The sequence below is a fragment of the Planctobacterium sp. R6 genome (genome assembly GCF_055755215.1).
Map to the genome: position 1 here is coordinate 1 of NZ_JBVTQY010000014.1, position 19,139 is coordinate 19,139.

Sequence of the window (19,139 nt, forward strand, 5' to 3'; positions counted from 1 at the left end):
ATCCACAAAGATGGCCCATGGAAAGGGCTGGAGCAAGTTGAACTTGCCACCCTAGATTGGGTTGACTGGTTCAACAACAAGAGACTGCTACAACCTATCGGTGATATTCCACCTGTTGAATATGAGGAAAACTATTATCGACAATTAGGCGAACATGCGGCAGCATAGCTCAAACAAATCCGCCTCCGAATTTACCGGGGCGATTCACTTAGTAATTTTAGCTGACCTAAAGAACCGTATTTAGCCGTGTTTTGGGCTTCAAATAGTCAAGCTTTATTAATTTCGTAGCCTAACGCCAAATACCCTTTTTCTCTCTTTTGATACATACGATTTAACATTGGCTCGTTGATTTCTACATAATCATAAATGCGAACTTCTTCTTTATCATCAAAAGTACGATGAATACGACCAGCGTATTGAGCAAGTGTGCCTTTCCACGAAATCGGTAATGTAATAAAAAGAGTGTCCAGTCGGGGAAAATCAAAACCTTCACCTATGTATTTTCCGGTTGCAACCAACACTTGTGAGTTGGGCAGTCTTTCATTTGCTTCCTTTCTTTGCCTGGCGCTCATGCCACCTGTTAATAAAACACACCTCAAACCCTGTTCAACCAACATATTCAACAGTTTTTCTGCATGACCACGCCTTTCGCTTAACAGAAGACAATAGCGGCCTTCATTTGCTGAGGCAATAACATCATCAATAATCATGACATTGCGCTGTTCATCCTCACTCAGCCATTGGTAAATTTCGCTGATATGCAGCTTCGAATCGTCCTCGTTTGACCTAGCAAACTCAGCACTTCTAGTTTTGACAAACACTGTCTGTGTGAAGCTTTTATCAGCTTCATCTAAAACGCGATGCCTCACTTTGCCCGCTAACATAAACATGATTTTCTGCAAGCCATCTTGCCTGTTGGGCGTTGCGGTTAGTCCAACAATGTACCTTGCAGAAGTTTCAGAAAGAACCAGCTCGAAACTTGCCGCTGGAACATGGTGGCATTCGTCTATGATGATTTGTCCATAGTTATGTAGTATTGAATTTACCTTGTTGTCTTTCCGATTTATCAAGCTCTGGTAGGTCGCGATATCCACTTCATGCGAGACAGACTTCTTAGCACCCATATGCACTCCACATTGGATGCCAGTAGTAAAGGTGTTTATACGCTCCCGCCATTGATCGATTAATTGCTTGTTATGGACGAGTACCAGCGTATTTGTCTTTCGTTTAACGATAATACCAATTGCTGTGACCGTTTTGCCGAAAGCTGTAGGTGCATGCAAGATACCAATGTCGTGCTTTAAAATCTTATTAACGGCTTTGGCTTGCTCCTTCCTCAACCTGCAAGTCATCTTGATTTTGGTTAGCCTGTTCCCCTTTACTGTTTTTGTATCGAAATGTGGCTTAATGTTTTGGGACCGTAGCAAATCAATCAAGTCATCCTCGCAGCCGCGAGGTATTGAAAGGTAGTCTCCTTCTATTCGAGCCAGACTGATAAATCTTGGTGTGTCGTAAGTAGAAAACCGTAACGCCTGTTTTTTGAAAAATTCAGGATTGGAGAAACTGGCTATTCTTCGAATGCAACTAACCAACTTGGAAGGTAAACTCGCTACTGAAATAAACAACCGATTTGCTCTCACAATCGTTAATTCCTGAGGGCAGTCTGGAATTATTAATGTTGATACCGATTGCCTTTCCCACGGCAGCTCATCCATGGGTTGATCATCAGATTCTGATTTGACCATCTGAGCAACTTCTAAATGGCTCATTCTCGGCAAATGTTTTAAGAACTGCCATTGATCTTCTATTTGAGCCAAATTGGCTGTAACAAATTCAGTGAAGCCACTTTTTCTGCGCTTTTGTTGTAAAGGCAAACCAATCAAATTCCCAAATCCGCCTTCTGGCAATAAATCTTGGTTGGGGAACAGGCGATCATAAGAATCAAACGTTAAGCTTGAACACAATTCCATTGCTTTATCTAAGAGCAAGAAACCAAGGCGACGGGCAAGCTTTGCTGGAACATTTTCGCTGAAGAATACCCATAGGTGGGCACCGTTACCGGATTGTGAGATTTCTATAGCGTGTGGAATGTCCACCGTGATTGCAGCCTCAGCTGTCGATTTAACCGCGAGTTGCCAATCGGATTTATCAAAATCGATTGCCAAAAACCTACACACACCTGAACGTCCGAGAGCATAGGTTCCAATTACCTACATTTCGGTGAGATGTTTATAGGTTTCCTGCTCGTTTAGTTCTTTAAAGTTTTGATTTTTGCAATCTGTACATTTGGTATAGGGCTTGTTACAAATCCCTTGTATCCACTCATTATGACACGCTGGAGAATAACCAGACTTTCCACTTTTCAGGTTCTCCCACTTTAAAGCAAAAACATCACTCCTTCCCGTGAACAGATCCGTAAATATAGATATTCTTTCTTCAGCAGATATTTTGTCGGTGTTTGAAGGATTCTGTGATTGGTGGGTTTTCTCAAGACTAAATTTACGCTCAATTAAAATTTGCTTTCGACTCTCAAGGTCAGCGAGTTCTTCCTCTATAGCTTGTAATTGTTCGTCAATTGAACTCATTCGAAAGCTGAAAGTGGGTCCATTCTTTGGTGCAAAATCCTCGCAACTTCTATCCCTACATCAGACTTCCAATAATAGACAATGTGTTTTTGCGCAGGGAAACTCTTCGCCTCAGGAAATATTTCAGGCCTGTTTTTACCAATATAAGGAGTATTGGCGATTTGTGTCATTGCTTCATGAAGAAGCAACACATATTTTTCTGCCTGGGACCTACCCCAATCTTCAATAGTTCTTGCAGATATGAGTCGCAAGTCTTCTTCTGCAAGCTCAGAAAGTTTATAGCTTGCCATCTAGTTCTTTGTTCACATCAGCAAAAATATCCAGCGCAGACTTATCGGAAGTTTGCCCGTTAGCCAATTGCTGAAAGCCTTTGCCAACCTCTTCACGTAATATTTCTAGTTGTTGTTGCTTCGATACATCTTTTTCAAAAAGCAACCTCAAACCATCTCTGATTACTTCGCTGGCTGAGGTATAAAGGCCAGAGGCAACTTTCTCATTTATGCGTTTTTCAAATTCTGAACCAAGAGTAACATTCATAAACACCTCCACATTATATGCTCATATTATGCGCACATTATGACAATTTTTCTAATTTAAAATTATGATTTGAACAACGCACTTCTATTGAGCTTGTTGACCAAGAGACCGAGTTGAATACTTTGCTGGCTATGCAAAGAATTTGCAAAGTGTCTTTTTCGATTTTTAAACTATTGATTTAGTTAAACTAAAATACACGCAAACTTTTCAAAATCCGCCGGTAGCAATACTGTGCCGGTTCAAGTATGAAATACATCCTGTATTTCACCCTTCGGGCCATGCTTCGCAAGCCAGCTAAAGCTGTCCTATTTTGTTCCAGACAAAATAGTGTTGTATCTGGGCCTTGGTAATTTTTAAGTTGCCGGACTAAAGAAGCAATCCTTGGTATTACGCCCCACCCCAATATTGTTGCTTGCCAACTGCTTGATTGTTAGGTCGATAGTTGCTCAAATAAGCTCAGGCCTTCTAGTTGTCACTCAAAATTGAAGTCAGTGAATACCGCAATTAATCAGCAGCTATCTCAGCTATACAAAGAGCAATCAGGTAAAGTACTTGCCACGTTAGTGCGCTTGCTCGGTGATTTTGAGTTAGCCGAAGAAGCCATGCACGAAGCGTTTTCAGTCGCCCTCGATTCCTGGGGGAATAAGGGCATACCGGCCAATCCAACCCCCTGGTTAATCTCAACTGCTCGTTTTAAAGCCATAGATACCCTCAGACGCAACAAACGCTTCAGTGAACTAGAAGCTGACGTGCAACGATTAATCAGTGAGCTTGAAGAATACAATCACGAAGTCAGCACACAAGAGATTGAAGACGATCAATTGCGTATGATCTTTACATGTTGTCATCCGGCTATAGATCCGAAAATTCAACTCCCTTTGACCTTACGTGAAGTGTGTGGCTTATCTACAGAAGAAATTGCCAGCGCATACCTGGTATCGCCTTCTACAATGGCACAACGTATTGTCAGAGGGAAAAATAAAATTCAGAAAGCGAAAATACCTTTTGTTATTCCAGAGATTACTGAATTGCCAGAGCGACTCGAAGGGGTTTTATTGGTGATCTATTTAGTCTTTAACGAAGGCTATGCAGCGTCAAATGGCGACTCGCTGTTACGTGTCGACCTGTCTAATGAAGCTATTCGCCTTGCCCGCTTAGTTTTATCGTTATTGCCCGACTCAGAAGTTATGGGGCTGTTAGCCTTAATGTTGCTGCATGAATCCAGACGGTATGCCCGTACCGATGCCGACGGTAATATTATCTTGTTAGAAGACCAGGATCGAAGCCTATGGCTGCAAACCTATATTGATGAAGGCATGGCCTTAGTCCAGCAAGCATTTACCAACGGTCAGGTTGGCAGCTACACACTACAAGCCGCTATTGCCGCGGAATACGCTAAATCAACGGGTATCACAGACTGGAACCAGGTCATCAGGCTTTATTCCCTTTTACTCCAAGTAGAACCATCTCCCGTCGTTGAGCTTAATCGAGCTGTGGCGATTGCTATGCGTGATGGTGAAGAAGCCGGGCTTAAAATAATAGATAGCATACTAGCCAGTGGAGCATTGCAAGACTATCACAAACTCCATTCGACTCGTGGCGAATTACTTGTCCGCTCAGGTCAAATCTCTTCTGCCATTGCAGCCTTTGAGCAAGCATTAGTGTTAGTCAAACAAGCCCCGGAAAAACGTTTTTTAGTACAAAAATTAGCGCAACTAAAAAGCCAGTAACTCACTTTTATAAATTTTTTTAAAAATATTTTCATTTCTTGTCGATTAGCTTTTGGTTCATTCGATTAATCAATACAAACACAATCATTAACTACAACAGGAAAAATTTATGAAAGTCATGGTAATAGTCAAAGCAACGGATAGCTCAGAAGCAGGGGTTCCGCCTACTCAAGAGCTCATGAATGCCATGGGTGAGTTTAACGAAACGCTGGTAAAAGCGGGAATTATGGAATCCGGTGATGGTTTAAAACCCAGTAATCAAGGCTTTAGAGTGCGCTTCAGTGGTAACAAACGTGAAGTTGTCCAGGGGCCTTTTATTGAAACTAATGAACTGATAGCTGGTTATTGGATATGGAATGTCGATTCCATCGAACAAGCCATCGAGTGGGTGAAAAAGTGCCCTAATCCCATGTTAGAAGATTCGGATATAGAAATTCGTCCTTTCTATTCTATGGAAGATTATGCCGACTGGGATACTACTGGCGAAATTGCCGAGAAAGAACAATGCCTGCGCGACACTGTCACGATGCAAAACAGTATGCAACAAGCCACTATGAACAGTTATCTGTTTTTTTCTGGTCGCTGCGAAGAAGCACTCACCTATTACCAGGAGCACTTAGGTGCCAGTATTAGTATGTTAATGCGCTTTAGTGACAGCCCCGAACCGCTGCCAGAAGATGCATTAACGCCAGGCTTTGAAGATAAAGTCATGCACTGCGAATTTAGTATCGCTAACATCAAATTATTCGCCTCGGACGGCTGTGGTGATGGCACCGAGATAAGTGGTTTTAGTCTGGCGTTAACCCTAAATGATCCAGACGAAGCCCACAGAGTCTTTAATGCGCTGGCAAAAAATGGCCAAATCAATATGCCTTTAACAGAAACCTTTTGGTCACCACTTTATGGCCAAGTTACCGACCAATTTGGCGTTGCCTGGATGGTAATGTTACCGGGTGAAGCGCCCGATTCCGCAGATAAATAAGGAGCACAAAATGCAATATATGTTATTGATTTACAGTGACGAAAATTGTTGGACGGAAGAAGAAATGCAATCCTGCTTCCAAAAATCTATGCGTATAAGTGAAGAACTCGCTGCGCAGGGAAAATTAGTCTCTGCCGCCCCTTTGGACTCAATTACCACAGCCACCAGCTTGCGAGTTCGTGATGGTAAGCGACAAATCACGGACGGCCCCTTTGCTGAAACCACAGAGCAGCTTGGCGGCTATTATATTGTGGATGTAGAAAATTTAGATGAAGCATTAGAAATAGCAGCCCGTTTACCCCCAGCGGAAAAAGGCACAGTAGAGGTGAGGCCGTTGTTTCCACTTCCTGAGAAGGTTGAAGGTTAGTGCATGATTGAATGTGGCGAATATCAATACCCCTAAAGTAGGATAATTATGACAGAACTTGTAACTTGTGTATGGTTTGATCATGGTGAAGCCAGTAAAGCCGCGGCGTTTTACGCGGCTACGTTTCCCGATAGCCATGTTGAGCGAATAAATACCGCGCCTTGTGATATTCCAGGTGGTGGACAAACAGGCAGTGAACTAACCGTTGAGTTCACTATATTGGGACGTAAGTTCATTGGCTTAAATGGTGGGGAATACTTCAAACCTAATGAAGCGGTAAGCTTTATGCTGGTGACCAATGACCAGCAGGAGACAGATCATTATTGGCATAGGATTATTGACAATGGTGGCAGCGAAAGCGCATGTGGTTGGTGCAAAGACCGCTGGGGATTTTCGTGGCAAATCATTCCGAAAAGACTACTCGATTTAACAACCAGTAAAGATCTGGTGAAAGCCAAACAAGCTTTCGAAGCTATGATGAACATGAAAAAGATCGATATAGCAGCATTAAATGCTGCGGTTATGTAAGACGAAATTAGAAATAATATGACAAAGATTGTTTCAACACCTAATTGTGGTAACTCACCTAAAATGGCTCTTTTAACGCAATTCAATATTGCCTTTGCAAAGGCTGATATCGAGTTTTTAACAGAACATGTAACAGATGATATCGAATGGAATATCATGGGTGACAGACACCTGGTAGGAAAAAGCCAATTTATTGAACAACTTGAAAAGTTAAAGTGTGAAAACGTAGCTGAATTAACCCTCTGCCAGGTTTTGTCACATGGTAAAGAAGGGGCTGCAAATGGTATTTTAAAAATGCCAGATGGCCAGCAATACTCATTCGCTGATTTTTATCGTTTTCATGGAGCAAAAAACGTGAAGATAAAGGCGATTACCTCTTACTGTATCAAAACTTGAAGGAAGTATTGACCAGAATAAAGCTATGGTCAGATCCTGAAACCGGACGTTATCAAAGTGTTACTGTAAGACCTGCGCTCAGGGAGTCAGTTTCCCACACAAGCTGGCAGGCCATCATGAATCCACTCACAACGGATGCCGGCCAGTTTGCCGCATATTTAGTGGAGGAAGATAACGTAAACTGCACCCAAACAGCATATTCTTTCCGAAGTGAAGACAAGCCGTTTCTTGCCGGATTCATCGGACAATGGCATGTTTTAGAATACAATAAGAAACTTTTCGTCGATTATGAGCAAAAAAATAATGCGTAAGGGTTACATCCCATGAATGGTAAATTCAATTTTCAGCCTCATTTGAAGGGAGATACCTTCTCCATTCGCCCGTTGCGAGTAAACGACTTTGACGAACTTTATCAATGCGCATCGGATAAAAAGTTCTGGGAAGGACACCCAAGCAAAGATCGCCACGAAAAATCGGTATTTCAACGCTGGTTCGACAAAGCCATCGCTTCTAATGCCACAATAGTTATCACCGACAATACGAATGACGACGAAATAATCGGCACATCCAGGTATTATTTCTATGAAGATGATGACGACATCTCCATCGGATTTACCTTTATTGTTCGAAAGCATTGGGGCGGCAATACCAACTTCAAAGTCAAACAGTTGATGATGTCTTATGCCTATCAATTCTTTGATGTTGTATGGTTTCATATTGCACCACTCAACATCCGCTCACAAAAGGCCACCGAAAAACTCGGCGCTACCTTTAGTCATGAAGTGATATCCAATATTACCGGCAAACCAGAGCCATGGTATTGCTATCGTTTCGACAATAAGCAGTTCAACAAATTGATAGGACCGACCCATTACAAGTCTATGTAACTTGATTAATGTACAATACACCCCACATTGGGTATCTTGCACCCATTGAGCTGAATCTATTGTTTAACCCAGAGCAGACTTGCTTTTGAAAACCGCTAATTCCTTAAATAGGTTAACTTCGCACGCGCCACAATTTTTGGTGTGGGTATTGTTGTGCATGGTGTTTAGCGCCAGTTTTCAGACCGGTCAGGTGGCTAATCAGGCCGAGGTTACCGAAGATTCACCCTATGCTCAATTCAGTTACTCTGGCAATCAGTACACATTACGCTTAAATAGCACCAGGCTTGATAGCAATGACGGTGACGACGACTCCAAGGTCGCATTGCCCAACAATTCCCCGGTAATTTCTGAAAGGTTTAGTGTCCATGACGCACTTTTGCAGGTCACGGCCCTCAATGTTGCCCCACTCTATCGCCACAACCCAAGAGGCCCTCCCCTCATCCTGACCTAAACAGATTCAAACGGTGATTCGGCGAATTAAAGCGCCCTTTGCCTTGTATTTTATTTATTTCAGGAATTTAAAAATGACACGATTTTCAGTTCGTGGCTTAGTGTATTTGCTGATCGTATTGCTGGGATTACTCAGTGCAGCACCGAACCTATTGCCACACAACATAAAACAGCAATTACCCGAATGGTATAGCACCAATACGCTTTCCCTTGGTCTGGATTTACAAGGTGGCTCGCACCTGTTACTTGCGGCGGATACCGAGGCTCTTTTTGAAAAGCAGCTGAGCAGCTTTAGCGAAGATTTATTAGGCGAACTACGTCAGCAAAATATCCGATATACCCGTAAACCGGCTTCTGGCAAAGGTGAAATGAGTTTTGTACTACGCCATAAGGAAGATGCGCGCAAAGTAAGAGAATTAGCCTATTCGGTTTCTGCGCAACCCTCGGGAAGCAGCGCTTTGCAAATTGATATAGAGCAGGCGAAAGTTACTGTTCAGCTCAGTGAACTGTACACCAGCAAGCTGTTAAAAGATGCACTGGGCCGCAGTGTCGAAGTGGTGCGAAAGCGCCTCAACGAAACAGGACTCAATGAACCCAATGTCACCCTGCAGGGCAGTGATGCTATTTTAGTCCAAATGCCCGGGGTATCAGACCCAACCCAGGTCAAAGAACTGCTGGGTACTACTGCACAAATGAGTTTTCATTGGGTCGTTAACAATCAATCCGGGCAGACGATGGTAAAGCCTGATGACAGTGGCCACCTCTATCAGCTGGAACAAAAAATCGCCCTGGAAGGCGAACACATCGTTGATGCCGCCGGGACCTTGAGCAGCGAAACCGGACAACCGGTTGTTACCTTCCGCCTGGATAGTGCGGGGGCAAAACAATTCGCTATGATGACGCGCGACAACATTGGCCGGGCACTGGCCATTGTCTTGGATGATAAAGTGGTCACCGCCCCGGTGATCAATAGTCCAATCCCCGGAGGCAGCGGCGAAATTACCGGAAATTTCACGTTACCGGAAGCATCTAACGTTGCGCTGATGCTGCGAACCGGAGCATTACCTGTACCACTTACCGTCATTGAGGAGCGCACTGTAGGCCCCGATCTCGGTAGTGATGCCATTCAGGCTGGTATTGAAACCGGTGTGGCAGGCGCACTGCTGGTGCTGGTTTTTATGGTGGCGATATACGGCCGTTGGGGCGCGATTGCCAGTTTTGCCTTGTGTATTAATATCGCATTGGTGTTTGGGGCCCTCACCTTATTCGGTGCCACATTAACCCTGCCGGGTATTGCGGGCTTAATTCTGACTATGGGTATGGCAGTAGATGCTAACATTCTGATCAATGAACGGATCAGGGAAGAAAGCCGAAACGGACGGCCTGCCACAAGCGCCATTGAAGTAGGATTCAACAAAGCGTTTGCAACCATTGTAGATTCTAACTTTACTACCCTGATTGCTGTAAGTTTGCTATTTATGTTTGGCAGCGGACCAGTAAAAGGCTTTGCCATCACCATTGCATTAGGCTTGATTACCTCGGTATTTACGGCAGTTGCGCTTACAAAAATGATGATGTTGCGTGCAGTGCAATTCAGAAGAGTTGACCAGCGGGACCGTTCATCCCTGACCTTTTCGTCACCGTTGTTAAGGCTAAGTGACAAACTGCGCGGTATTAACTTTTTGGCGGCGCGCAAAATGGCGCTGCTGGTGTCGCTGCTGTTAACTTTGCTGTCAGTGGGTTTGTTTGCCAGACCGGGGTTGCATTACGGCGTTGATTTTACTGGTGGCACTATGATCGAACTGACGTCACCACAATTATCAACGGAAGCTTTGCGGGAGGTGATTCGCAGCAATGGCTTTGAACAGGTGGCCATTCAGGAATATGGCAGCGCGCACCACTACCTGCTCAGGGCTCCGGTTGTAAGCTCCACCGATGCCGACAATCCTGCAAGCCACAACAGCAATCACATCGAGCAGTTAAAAAGGGCCATCGCCCAGGCTGACAGCCAGGTGCGCTTTGATAAGGTGGATATGGTGGGCCCAAAAGTCAGCGGTAATTTTGCTGAGCTTTCCATTCTGGCATTGCTGATCGCCGGTGCAGGTATGCTAGTATACCTCTGGGCCCGATTCGAAGCGCACTTTGCCACAGCGGCACTTTTGACTGTGATGTTAGATTTAACGAAAACCATTGGTTTTTTCGCCCTGACAGGGATTGAATTTAACCTTACGGCAGTTGCCGCGTTATTGGCGCTGATCGGTTACTCGATAAATGACAAAGTTGTGGTACTTGACCGTATCCGGGAGCTTCTGAGAATAGATGCAACCAAACCGTTAAACAATATCATCAACGATGCCATTAACAGCACATTGAGCAGAACCCTGTTTACCTCAATGACCACACTATTAGTGTTGCTTCCCATGGCCTTTTTTGGTGGTGATGCCGTCGAGAGTTTTGCCGTGCCTATGGCGTTTGCGGTAGTGATTGGAACGTCCTCAACATTATTCATCACCTCAGGATTACTTTACTGGCTGGGAACAAGACGAGAACAACAAGGTAAAGCGCAGTTGAAGCCCACTGCCGAAGAAATCAAGGCTTCGTTGGCACACATGCCTTAATCTGAAAAAGGACCCCAAAATGTTCGCAGTTGATCACATTATTTTACTCAGTGCCGTACTCGCTATTATCGGTGTGTTGGCAAGTAAATTATCACCGCGCTTTGGGGTCCCGGTTTTAGTATTATTTCTCGGCGTCGGCATGCTGGCAGGCGAAGATGGGATCGGTCGTATTCTTTTTGACAATGCCGATGCAGCTCACGCCATTGGTACGTTAGCCCTTATTCTGATCCTGTTTGATGGTGGCTTACAGACCTCAAAAAAATCGATTGAACAGGCCTGGAAACCAGCCGCATTGCTGGCGACGATAGGGGTGATTGGCACTGCGGCCCTCACCGGGTTGGCGGCCACCTATATCCTGGATTTGCCGCTATACAAAGGCTTGCTGCTCGGTGCCATTGTCGGCTCTACTGACGCAGCCGCGGTTTTTTCGGTATTGCGCAATGCCGGGATCAGCATCCCCTCTAAACTCAAATCCACTCTGGAGCTGGAAAGCGCTTCAAACGATCCGATGGCAATATTTCTCACGATTGGGCTGATTACACTTATTCAGGACACCACAACACAGCCAGAAGATCTGTTGCTGTTGTTCAGCAGTCAGATGGGTGTGGGAGCGTTGGTAGGGCTTGCTGTAGGTGGTATTGCCGTGTGGTTATGTCGACGAGTTACCCTGATGGCCACCGGTTTGTATCCGGTATTTGTTATGCTGTTTGGGTTACTGGCCTTTGGTGTCGCGGCCAACCTGAATGGCAGCGGCTTTTTAGCGACCTTTATTACCGGTGTCATTGTAGGTAACAGTCGCTTTGCCTATCAACGCAACACTTTTGTCTTTCTGGACGGCCTGGCCTGGTTAGGGCAAATCGCCATGTTCGTTATTCTCGGTTTACTGGTCACCCCCACAGAACTATTTATTCACTGGAAAGAAGGGCTACTGATCGCCTGTGTCCTGATTTTTATTGCACGACCACTGGTGGTGATGCCGATACTGTTACTTACCCGTTTCTCGTTCAAGGCGTCCCTGCTAATTTCCTGGGTAGGATTGCGCGGCTCAGTACCTATCATTCTGGCCATTTTCCCGCTAATTTTCGGAATGCCTTACGCCGAACTGATCTTCAATGTGGTATTTTTTATCGTTCTGATATCCACCCTACTGCAAGGTTCTACCTTGCCGTTTGCCGCGCGAAAATTAGGCCTGGTGCTGGAAAATGAAACCCGTTCTTCGAATACCTTAGAAATTGTTAATATTGCAAAAAGTCAAAGAGAGCTCATTGAAATTGAGCTGTCAGCACGTTCTATAGCGGTTAACAAAACCATCCGTGAACTGGACCTACCGGACTACGCCGTAGTGGCCATCATTGCCCGCAAAAAAACCACCTTAATTCCCAAAGGCAGTACCAAACTGAAAAAGGGCGACCACCTGTTTATCATTAGCAAATTATCCGACACAGAAGCCGTCGAGCGTTGTTTTTACCCTGAGGAAGATTAGTGTTTCTGGGCTTGCAATCTTTCCGGTGAAAAGACACTCATAATGGCGCTGGTTTGTTTGCCACTGGCTTGCAAAGCACCGGCAATCACATAAATATCACCAGCTACACTCAGTGCACCAAGGCCGTGCCGGGGCTTCGGCATAGTGCCAGCGGCCTGCCATTTGTCACTTGCAATGTCGTATTGCCAAACCTCGGCATAAACACCGCCGCCATTGTCAAAATACTCGCCACCAAACACATAGATATATTGCTTGTGTGCGGCACAGGCTAACCCACCTTGAGCTTGCGGTAATGGCGCCAGTGTTTGCCATTTTTTAGTGGCAAAATTATAGACTTCGTGATTATCCAAATTACCCCCTGAGACCGTTCTGCCTGCAATGGTATGCCAGTTGCCATTCACTATGACACTACAGGCACTATTACGCGCAGTGGGGACACCGGCCCCTTGTGACCACGACAAGCTTTGTGGATCGAAGATATAGTGAGTGTTCACATCTGTTTGCTCAATCCACTGGCTGTTCCTTTCGCCATTAATGGGGGTTCGTCCTGTGGTAAGATGCACCTTACCCTCATGCACGGCACTTAAGGTTTCTGCCTGCGGCGCCGGTAATTGCGCTATTCTTTGCCACTGGCCGTATTGCAGTTTGGGTTTTTCTGACGCGTCCGGATTAGCCACCAGCTCATATACATCCACACTGTTATGCCACATGCCCTTCACATCAAGAGTAAATCCGCCAAATGAAAATAAGCGATCTTTCACCGCTACCAGCATCGGATGATGGCGCGGTTCAGGCAACCTGGGCGCTTCTATCCAGATCTGCTTTTTAAGGCTATAGGCCACCACGCGATCGGATACCCCAATCCGGTTTTCATTCACATCAGGCGACAAACCGCCCGCAACAACGATATGGTCGTTATAAACCGTCGGATAAATCTCCTGAACGCGGTACGGCAAATCCGGCGCTGATTGCCAGGCCTGCAAAGATGTATCTTCTGCATGAGCAACGGTCATTGCGAATGTCAGAATCAGCCCCGGGATTAACTGACAATACAACGCCAACGGGCGAAAAATGGTCGGGCGATGACTACCAAAAAGTGATGTAAGCATTGTATTAAGTGGCTCTGTTAAGGCTGAGTTTGAAAAAATTAACAGCTTAATCAGTCACCTGCAACAGCTATTCCACCATGGAGTAGCCTAATCACTGCTATTGCAATAACCACTCTGTTACCCATTCCTGACGGACAGCTACTGTTGCACGGGTGCTTATACAGCAGCAATACAGTAGAATACCCGCAAGAGTGATTTAAAGAGAAGTCGACGTGGCGTTACAGTGGTTTCCGGGGCATATGCACAAAGCCCTGAAAGAAATAAAAGAGTCGTTAAGTCAGGTAGATATCCTGATTGAAGTGTTGGATGCGCGCATTCCCTACTCCAGTGAAAACCCTGAAATTGCTAAAATTCGGGGCGAAAAGCCCTGTATTAAAATTCTCAACAAGTTTGATCTCGCAGATCCAGACATAACCCGCCGCTGGCAGGAAGATTTAGAACGCCAGCGCGGGGTCATGACTATTACTACGTCCAATGACAAACCTGCAGGCAGCAAGCAAATACTGGGGTTGATTCGCAAGCAATTTCCGCAAAAAGACTCCTCAGTAAAACACATTAATGCCATGATCACCGGCATTCCCAATGTCGGCAAATCCACCCTGATCAATATTCTTGCGGATCGCATCATTGCCAGGACGGGTAACGAACCTGCGGTCACCAAAAGCCAACAGCGCATTAATCTTGGTGATGGCATCGTGCTGTATGACACTCCCGGTGTGCTTTGGCCAAAGCAGGAAAATCCCAACTCTATCTATCGCCTGGCGGCATCTGGTGCTGTCAAAAATACCGCGATGGAATTTGATGATGTTGGTTTTTTTGCCGCCGATTATCTGATTAAGGCCTACCCGGAATTGATGAAAGCACACTATAAACTTGAAGAGCTGCCAGATACCGAATTAGCGTTTCTGGAAGCAGCGGCCAGGCAGCGGGGGGCAATCATGACGGGTGGCCGGGTTAACCTGCATAAAATCTGTGAGGTATTGATAACTGAACTGCAAGCCGGAAAGCTGGGCAGGATCAGCCTTGAAACCCCCGAGATGCTGACCAGAGAAAAAGCCGAAATGGTCACTGCCGCTGAGAAAAAGGCCGCAGACAAAGCAAGGCGTAAACAACGATTCAAAGAAGGTTCATTGACACCTGATAAACGCGATCGCAAAGAAAAGCGCACCGAAAAGCGAGCTGCTCAAAGTCAACGCATGAAAAAAGGGCGCGCTTAAAAGTCGTGGCCGGTATCAGTTACCGGCTATTAGCCTTTAAAGCCCTTACCTACCAGATAAACTTCCCGGGAACGGGGGCGAGAGGCTGCGGGTTTACGCACGATGACCTTGTCAAAGGAGCTACGCAAATCTTTTGCGTATTCTTCGTAGCCCACTCCCTGAAACACTTTTGCACAAAAACTGCCACCGGGTTTTAACACGTTGCGTGCCATATCCAGAGCCAGTTCCACCAGGTACATCGCAGCATATTGATCGGTGTTTTTAACACCGCTTAAGTTGGGTGCCATATCAGAGATTACCGTATCGGCCTGGGCGCCACCCAGTGCCTGTAAAATAGCGTCGTAAACGGATTCTTCGGTAAAATCCCCCTGAATAAAATCGACGCCAATAATCGAATCCATGTGCAGAATATCGGATGCGATCACGCGCCCGCGCTCACCCACCACAGGCGCTACTATCTGTGACCAACCACCAGGCGCGGAACCAAGATCCACCACCACACTGCCTGGTCGGTACAGATCGTCTTTTTCATTGATTTCAATCAACTTATAACTGGCGCGAGAGCGATAGCCATCCATTTGCGCTTTTTTCACATAGGGATCGTTAACATGTTCATCCAACCACTTTTTACTGGTTTTTGATCGCGCCATTAAGTTTGCCTGCTCCGGTATCGCAAAAAAGGCGAATATTGTAAACTCACCGGCCTGAATTGCAAAACGCTTCCCTCGACAGCAGGCCCATAAAAATGAAACTAGACGATGTTAAAAAACTGCATCAAAAAAAATACCGTGCGGAGTTTGGTCATTATTTGGTGGAGGGTGAGCATCTCATCATGGAACTGCAAAAAGCCTGCAAAGATGTCGCAGATGAACGGCGCATCACGTTATATGCCACTCAATCCAGACTTGATTGGGCACAAACTCTGTCGGCTGATTTTCAACTGGAAGTGGTCAGCGATAAACACATGGCCAAACTCAGCGATACCAAAACACCCCAGGGTGTCGTGGCCTGTGTACCTTTGCCCACGCCAGATAAAAAACCGAACGCAGTAACACCAAACGAGCGCTGTATTTATCTTTACGAAGTTCAGGACCCCGGCAATCTCGGCACCATTATCCGTAATCTGGTCTGGTTTGGTGGCTTTCGTTTATTGCTCAGCCCAAATAGCGTTGACCCTTTTAACTCAAAAGTAGTGCGTGCCAGCATGGGTGCTATCTTTCATCTGCCGCTGGAAACCGATGTCCCACTTGAAGCGCTGTCACAACGATTCCAAAAATTTGCCTTTCTGGATTTACAGGGAACGAAAATTAACCAGCCTGAATTTAGCCACTACGACTGCTATTTGTTTGGCAACGAAGCCCGAGGTGTGCCTCTGCAGGATCTGAATTCACTGAACGCCGACGCTTTTACCATTGCCGGCAGTGGTCGCATTGACTCACTAAACCTGGCCAATTCGGTAGGCATCTGCGCCTATCAGTTGTCGGTGTAAAAAACTAAATTAGCCGCGCGTGTTCTGTCGCATATCTTGCACCGACAATAGGGTGCTAAGCGGTTTTCCTGGAGTGTTTTACCGCGTCTTTTAATTGCTGTAGTTCCTGATTTGTCAGGTTGCGCCACTTACCCGGCGGTAGTTTGCCCAGTTGCAGGTGCATAATACGAGTGCGCTTTAGTTTGGTTACTTCATAGCCCAAAAATTCGCACATGCGACGGATTTGTCGGTTCAGCCCTTGTGTCAGAATAATACTGAACTGGAATTTGCCTCTCGCACTGACCTTACAGGGTTTGGTCACCGTGCCCAGAATCGGTACTCCCTTTGCCATTTTCGTTAAGAAACGCTCACTAATCGGCTGATTAACCGTCACGATATATTCTTTATCGTGGGCATTTTCTGCACGCAGGACTTTGTTAACGATGTCGCCATCACTCGTCAGCAGAATCAACCCTTCAGAGGGCTTATCCAGTCGGCCAATGGGAAAAATACGCTCTTTGTGGCCTATCGCATCGATGATGTTGCCTTTGACATGCCGCTCCGTAGTACAGGTGATCCCTATCGGTTTATGATAGGCAATATAAATGCGGTCAGACTTGTCTTTGGCAACGCTACCGACCGTTTTGCCGTCCAATTTAACCGTATCACCTGACTGAACTTTGGTCCCCAGTTCCGGCAACTTACCGTTGATAGTGACACGCTTTTGTTCAATCAGTTTATCGGCTTCCCGACGCGAGCAAACGCCGGTATCGCTCAAAAATTTATTTAGTCGCTTAGGTGCTTCAGTCGTCATATTAACAAGTCTATGTCACGGCTAAGGTGCCTTAAAGGCAGGTGGTAATTTTGACAAAGTATATCGAAATTTCATCATCCAGGCAGTGGTTAATCCCAAATGGCTAATGTCATTTATCGCGATACCATTTCCGACTGATATTACTGACTGGCATTACTGGCCTGAAACTCATCATAAGTACCATCGAAGTAGTTCAGTTTTTGATTTTTGATTTCTATTACCTGGGTTGCCAGTGAAGAGATAAACTCATGGTCGTGACTGACAAAAATAATGGTGCCATCAAAGCGCAATAAGGCGTCATTCAAGGCTTCGATTGATTCCATATCCAGGTGGTTAGTGGGTTCATCAAGCACCAGAACATTAATATCTTGCAGCATCAATTTACCGAAGAGCAGACGGTTTTTCTCGCCACCTGAGCACACCTTAACTTTCTTATTAAAATCATCGGCGCTAAATAACAAGCGTCCCAGCATGGCTTTCACCTGAATGTCGTCGTGCTTTTCGCCGCGCCATAAAGACATCCACTCATACAGAGTCCAGTCCCCATCAAAATCACGGCTGCTGTCCTGTGCAACATAGCCAATGGCGGCATTTTCGGCCCACTTAATTCGCCCTTCATTAACCGTTAATTCATTGATGAGACATTTTAATAAGGTGGTTTTACCGGCACCGTTTTCACCGATGACCGCCAAACGAGAGCCTGCTTCAAGTAATAAGTTTCCGTCATTAAACAGCGGTAAATCCGGATAACCATGGCCAATGCCATCCAGTGTAATGGCCAGGCGATGCAGTTTTTTATGTTGCTTAAACTGAATATAAGGACGACGTCGACTGGAGGCTTTTATCTCCGCCAGTTCAATTTTTTCCAGGCGTTTGGCCCGTGAAGTGGCCTGCTTGGCTTTGGAAGCATTGGCGGAAAATCTGGCCACGAAGGCTTGTAAATCCTCGATTTCAGCAGATTTTTTGGCATTTTCGTGCTGAAGTTGCTCCTGAATTAAGGCGGCGGCAGCGACAAAATCATCATAATTGCCAGGGAAGATGCGCAAATCCTGGTAGTCGATATCCGCCATATGGGTACAAACCGAGTTAAGAAAATGGCGATCGTGCGAGATGATCAGCATGGTGGATTTGCGCTTGTTCAACTCTTCCGCCAACCAATGGATGGTATAAATATCCAGGTTGTTGGTAGGCTCGTCCAACAATAACACGTCGGGTTCAGCAAATAGGGCTTGCGCTAATAGCACCCTCACTTTACGTCCCGGAGCCACCTCTTTCATCAAACCAAAATGATAGCTTTCCTCAATGCCTGCTGCAGCCAAGATGTCACCGGCTCGCGCCTCGGCGGTATAACCATCCATCTCAGCAAATTGCACTTCCAGATCCGCAACTCGCATGCCCTCTTCTTCGGTCATATCCGATTTGGCATAAATGGCATCGCGCTCTTGCTTCACTTGCCAAAGCGCGGTATCGCCCATGATCACAGTATCCACCACCGATATCTCTTCGTACGCAAACTGGTCCTGATTCAGTACCCCGAGCTTGGTGCCCGGTGCTAAAGAAACATTTCCGGCAGTAGGAGCTTGCTTACCGCTAAGAATACGCATGAACGTAGACTTTCCACAGCCATTGGCCCCAATAAGGCCATAGCGATTGCCATTGGAAAATTTAGCGGAGATGTTTTCAAACAGCGGTTTAGAGCCAAACTGCATGGTGATATTGGCGGCACTTATCAAAGGGGGGTACTCAAAAATTAAGGTTGTCAGAATAGCCGTTAGGCTGGCTGGCGCGCAGTATAGCAGACAACCACTTAATGTGGGTCAGTTCCCGCCAACTTTTTGAATACTGGATTCTCAATCTGCGCAATGGCTCTGTGATTGCGTTGCCAATCAAATTAGAGCGCAATAACAGATATCATATTGACCTTATTGTCGGAGTGTCCGACTGCACATAAAGGTAGTGAGGTTCAGT

General features: G+C 45.7%; 20 protein-coding genes and 1 pseudogene. 13 read left to right on the top strand and 8 right to left on the bottom strand.

Annotated elements, in window-relative coordinates:
* The coding region (locus AC0J20_RS10875) for an IS3 family transposase (RefSeq protein WP_473021722.1) at nucleotides 1-168 on the top strand (168 nt) is incomplete at its 5' end.
* A gap of 98 nt (nucleotides 169-266) precedes the next feature.
* On the opposite strand, the gene AC0J20_RS10880 is transcribed toward AC0J20_RS10875, so the two are convergent.
* The 4 genes and pseudogenes from AC0J20_RS10880 to AC0J20_RS10895 all read right to left on the bottom strand — a co-directional run bounded on the left by AC0J20_RS10880 (nucleotide 267) and on the right by AC0J20_RS10895 (nucleotide 3,122).
* Nucleotides 267-1,769 (bottom strand): DEAD/DEAH box helicase family protein, encoded by a 1,503-nt coding sequence (locus AC0J20_RS10880; protein ID WP_473021723.1) that lies wholly within the window; start codon nucleotides 1,767-1,769, stop codon nucleotides 267-269.
* Nucleotides 1,758-2,585: pseudogene (locus AC0J20_RS10885) on the bottom strand (TOTE conflict system archaeo-eukaryotic primase domain-containing protein); the annotation flags it as partial. The pseudogene AC0J20_RS10885 and the gene AC0J20_RS10880, both read right to left, overlap by 12 nt.
* Nucleotides 2,582-2,875 carry a type II toxin-antitoxin system RelE/ParE family toxin gene (locus AC0J20_RS10890; protein ID WP_473021653.1) on the bottom strand — a complete coding sequence of 98 codons (294 nt, stop codon included), beginning with the start codon at nucleotides 2,873-2,875 and terminating at the stop codon, nucleotides 2,582-2,584. The pseudogene AC0J20_RS10885 and the gene AC0J20_RS10890, both read right to left, overlap by 4 nt.
* A complete protein-coding gene (locus AC0J20_RS10895) occupies nucleotides 2,862-3,122 on the bottom strand; it encodes a type II toxin-antitoxin system ParD family antitoxin (protein WP_473021654.1) in 261 nt (86 codons plus the stop codon). The genes AC0J20_RS10890 and AC0J20_RS10895 overlap by 14 nt, the downstream gene beginning before the upstream one ends.
* A 491-nt stretch (nucleotides 3,123-3,613) precedes the next feature.
* On the opposite strand from AC0J20_RS10895, the gene AC0J20_RS10900 reads away from it, so the two are divergent.
* The 10 genes from AC0J20_RS10900 (at nucleotide 3,614) to AC0J20_RS10945 (ending at nucleotide 12,563) form a co-directional block, all read left to right on the top strand.
* Entirely contained in the window at nucleotides 3,614-4,852 is a 1,239-nt protein-coding gene (locus AC0J20_RS10900; RefSeq protein WP_473021655.1) for an RNA polymerase sigma factor, read from the top strand.
* A gap of 109 nt (nucleotides 4,853-4,961) precedes the next feature.
* Complete coding sequence (locus AC0J20_RS10905; protein ID WP_473021656.1) at nucleotides 4,962-5,834, top strand: YciI family protein; 873 nt, start codon at nucleotides 4,962-4,964, stop codon at nucleotides 5,832-5,834.
* A 10-nt stretch (nucleotides 5,835-5,844) separates the two neighbouring features.
* On the top strand, nucleotides 5,845-6,201 hold the full coding sequence (locus AC0J20_RS10910) for a YciI family protein (RefSeq protein ID WP_229530022.1): 357 nt from the start codon (nucleotides 5,845-5,847) through the stop codon (nucleotides 6,199-6,201).
* Between the two features lie 48 nt (nucleotides 6,202-6,249).
* Nucleotides 6,250-6,729 (top strand): VOC family protein, encoded by a 480-nt coding sequence (locus AC0J20_RS10915; protein ID WP_473021657.1) that lies wholly within the window; start codon nucleotides 6,250-6,252, stop codon nucleotides 6,727-6,729.
* Nucleotides 6,730-6,747: 18 nt separating this feature from the next.
* Entirely contained in the window at nucleotides 6,748-7,125 is a 378-nt protein-coding gene (locus AC0J20_RS10920; RefSeq protein WP_229530020.1) for a nuclear transport factor 2 family protein, read from the top strand.
* Entirely contained in the window at nucleotides 7,122-7,436 is a 315-nt protein-coding gene (locus tag AC0J20_RS10925) for a hypothetical protein (protein ID WP_473021658.1), read from the top strand. The genes AC0J20_RS10920 and AC0J20_RS10925 overlap by 4 nt, the downstream gene beginning before the upstream one ends.
* Before the next feature lie 12 nt (nucleotides 7,437-7,448).
* On the top strand, nucleotides 7,449-8,012 hold the full coding sequence (locus tag AC0J20_RS10930; protein ID WP_473021659.1) for a GNAT family N-acetyltransferase: 564 nt from the start codon (nucleotides 7,449-7,451) through the stop codon (nucleotides 8,010-8,012).
* 85 nt (nucleotides 8,013-8,097) lie between these two features.
* Nucleotides 8,098-8,463, top strand: coding sequence for a hypothetical protein (locus tag AC0J20_RS10935; RefSeq protein WP_473021660.1), 366 nt, complete (start codon nucleotides 8,098-8,100; stop codon nucleotides 8,461-8,463).
* Nucleotides 8,464-8,536: 73 nt separating this feature from the next.
* Nucleotides 8,537-11,080, top strand: coding sequence for a protein translocase subunit SecD (secD, locus tag AC0J20_RS10940; protein ID WP_473021661.1), 2,544 nt, complete (start codon nucleotides 8,537-8,539; stop codon nucleotides 11,078-11,080).
* Between the two features lie 19 nt (nucleotides 11,081-11,099).
* Nucleotides 11,100-12,563 carry a potassium/proton antiporter gene (locus AC0J20_RS10945; protein WP_229530015.1) on the top strand — a complete coding sequence of 488 codons (1,464 nt, stop codon included), beginning with the start codon at nucleotides 11,100-11,102 and terminating at the stop codon, nucleotides 12,561-12,563.
* Here the strand turns inward: AC0J20_RS10945 and AC0J20_RS10950 are convergent.
* Complete coding sequence (locus AC0J20_RS10950; RefSeq protein WP_473021662.1) at nucleotides 12,560-13,672, bottom strand: Kelch repeat-containing protein; 1,113 nt, start codon at nucleotides 13,670-13,672, stop codon at nucleotides 12,560-12,562. The genes AC0J20_RS10945 and AC0J20_RS10950 overlap by 4 nt on opposite strands.
* A 212-nt stretch (nucleotides 13,673-13,884) precedes the next feature.
* On the opposite strand from AC0J20_RS10950, the gene ylqF reads away from it, so the two are divergent.
* Complete coding sequence (gene ylqF / locus AC0J20_RS10955) at nucleotides 13,885-14,889, top strand: ribosome biogenesis GTPase YlqF (RefSeq protein ID WP_473021663.1); 1,005 nt, start codon at nucleotides 13,885-13,887, stop codon at nucleotides 14,887-14,889.
* Nucleotides 14,890-14,918: 29 nt separating this feature from the next.
* Here the strand turns inward: ylqF and rlmE are convergent, their stop codons facing one another.
* Nucleotides 14,919-15,539, bottom strand: coding sequence for a 23S rRNA (uridine(2552)-2'-O)-methyltransferase RlmE (gene rlmE / locus AC0J20_RS10960; RefSeq protein ID WP_473021664.1), 621 nt, complete (start codon nucleotides 15,537-15,539; stop codon nucleotides 14,919-14,921).
* A gap of 95 nt (nucleotides 15,540-15,634) precedes the next feature.
* Here rlmE and AC0J20_RS10965 point away from each other — a divergent pair, with 95 nt between their 5' ends.
* A complete protein-coding gene (locus AC0J20_RS10965) occupies nucleotides 15,635-16,378 on the top strand; it encodes a TrmH family RNA methyltransferase (protein WP_229530011.1) in 744 nt (247 codons plus the stop codon).
* A 55-nt stretch (nucleotides 16,379-16,433) separates the two neighbouring features.
* Here the strand turns inward: AC0J20_RS10965 and rluF are convergent, their stop codons facing one another.
* Both rluF and AC0J20_RS10975 read right to left on the bottom strand, forming a co-directional pair.
* Nucleotides 16,434-17,171, bottom strand: coding sequence for a 23S rRNA pseudouridine(2604) synthase RluF (gene rluF / locus AC0J20_RS10970; protein ID WP_229530010.1), 738 nt, complete (start codon nucleotides 17,169-17,171; stop codon nucleotides 16,434-16,436).
* Nucleotides 17,172-17,311: 140 nt separating this feature from the next.
* Nucleotides 17,312-18,904 (bottom strand): ABC-F family ATPase, encoded by a 1,593-nt coding sequence (locus AC0J20_RS10975; RefSeq protein WP_473021665.1) that lies wholly within the window; start codon nucleotides 18,902-18,904, stop codon nucleotides 17,312-17,314.
* Between the last annotated feature and the right edge of the window lie 235 nt (nucleotides 18,905-19,139).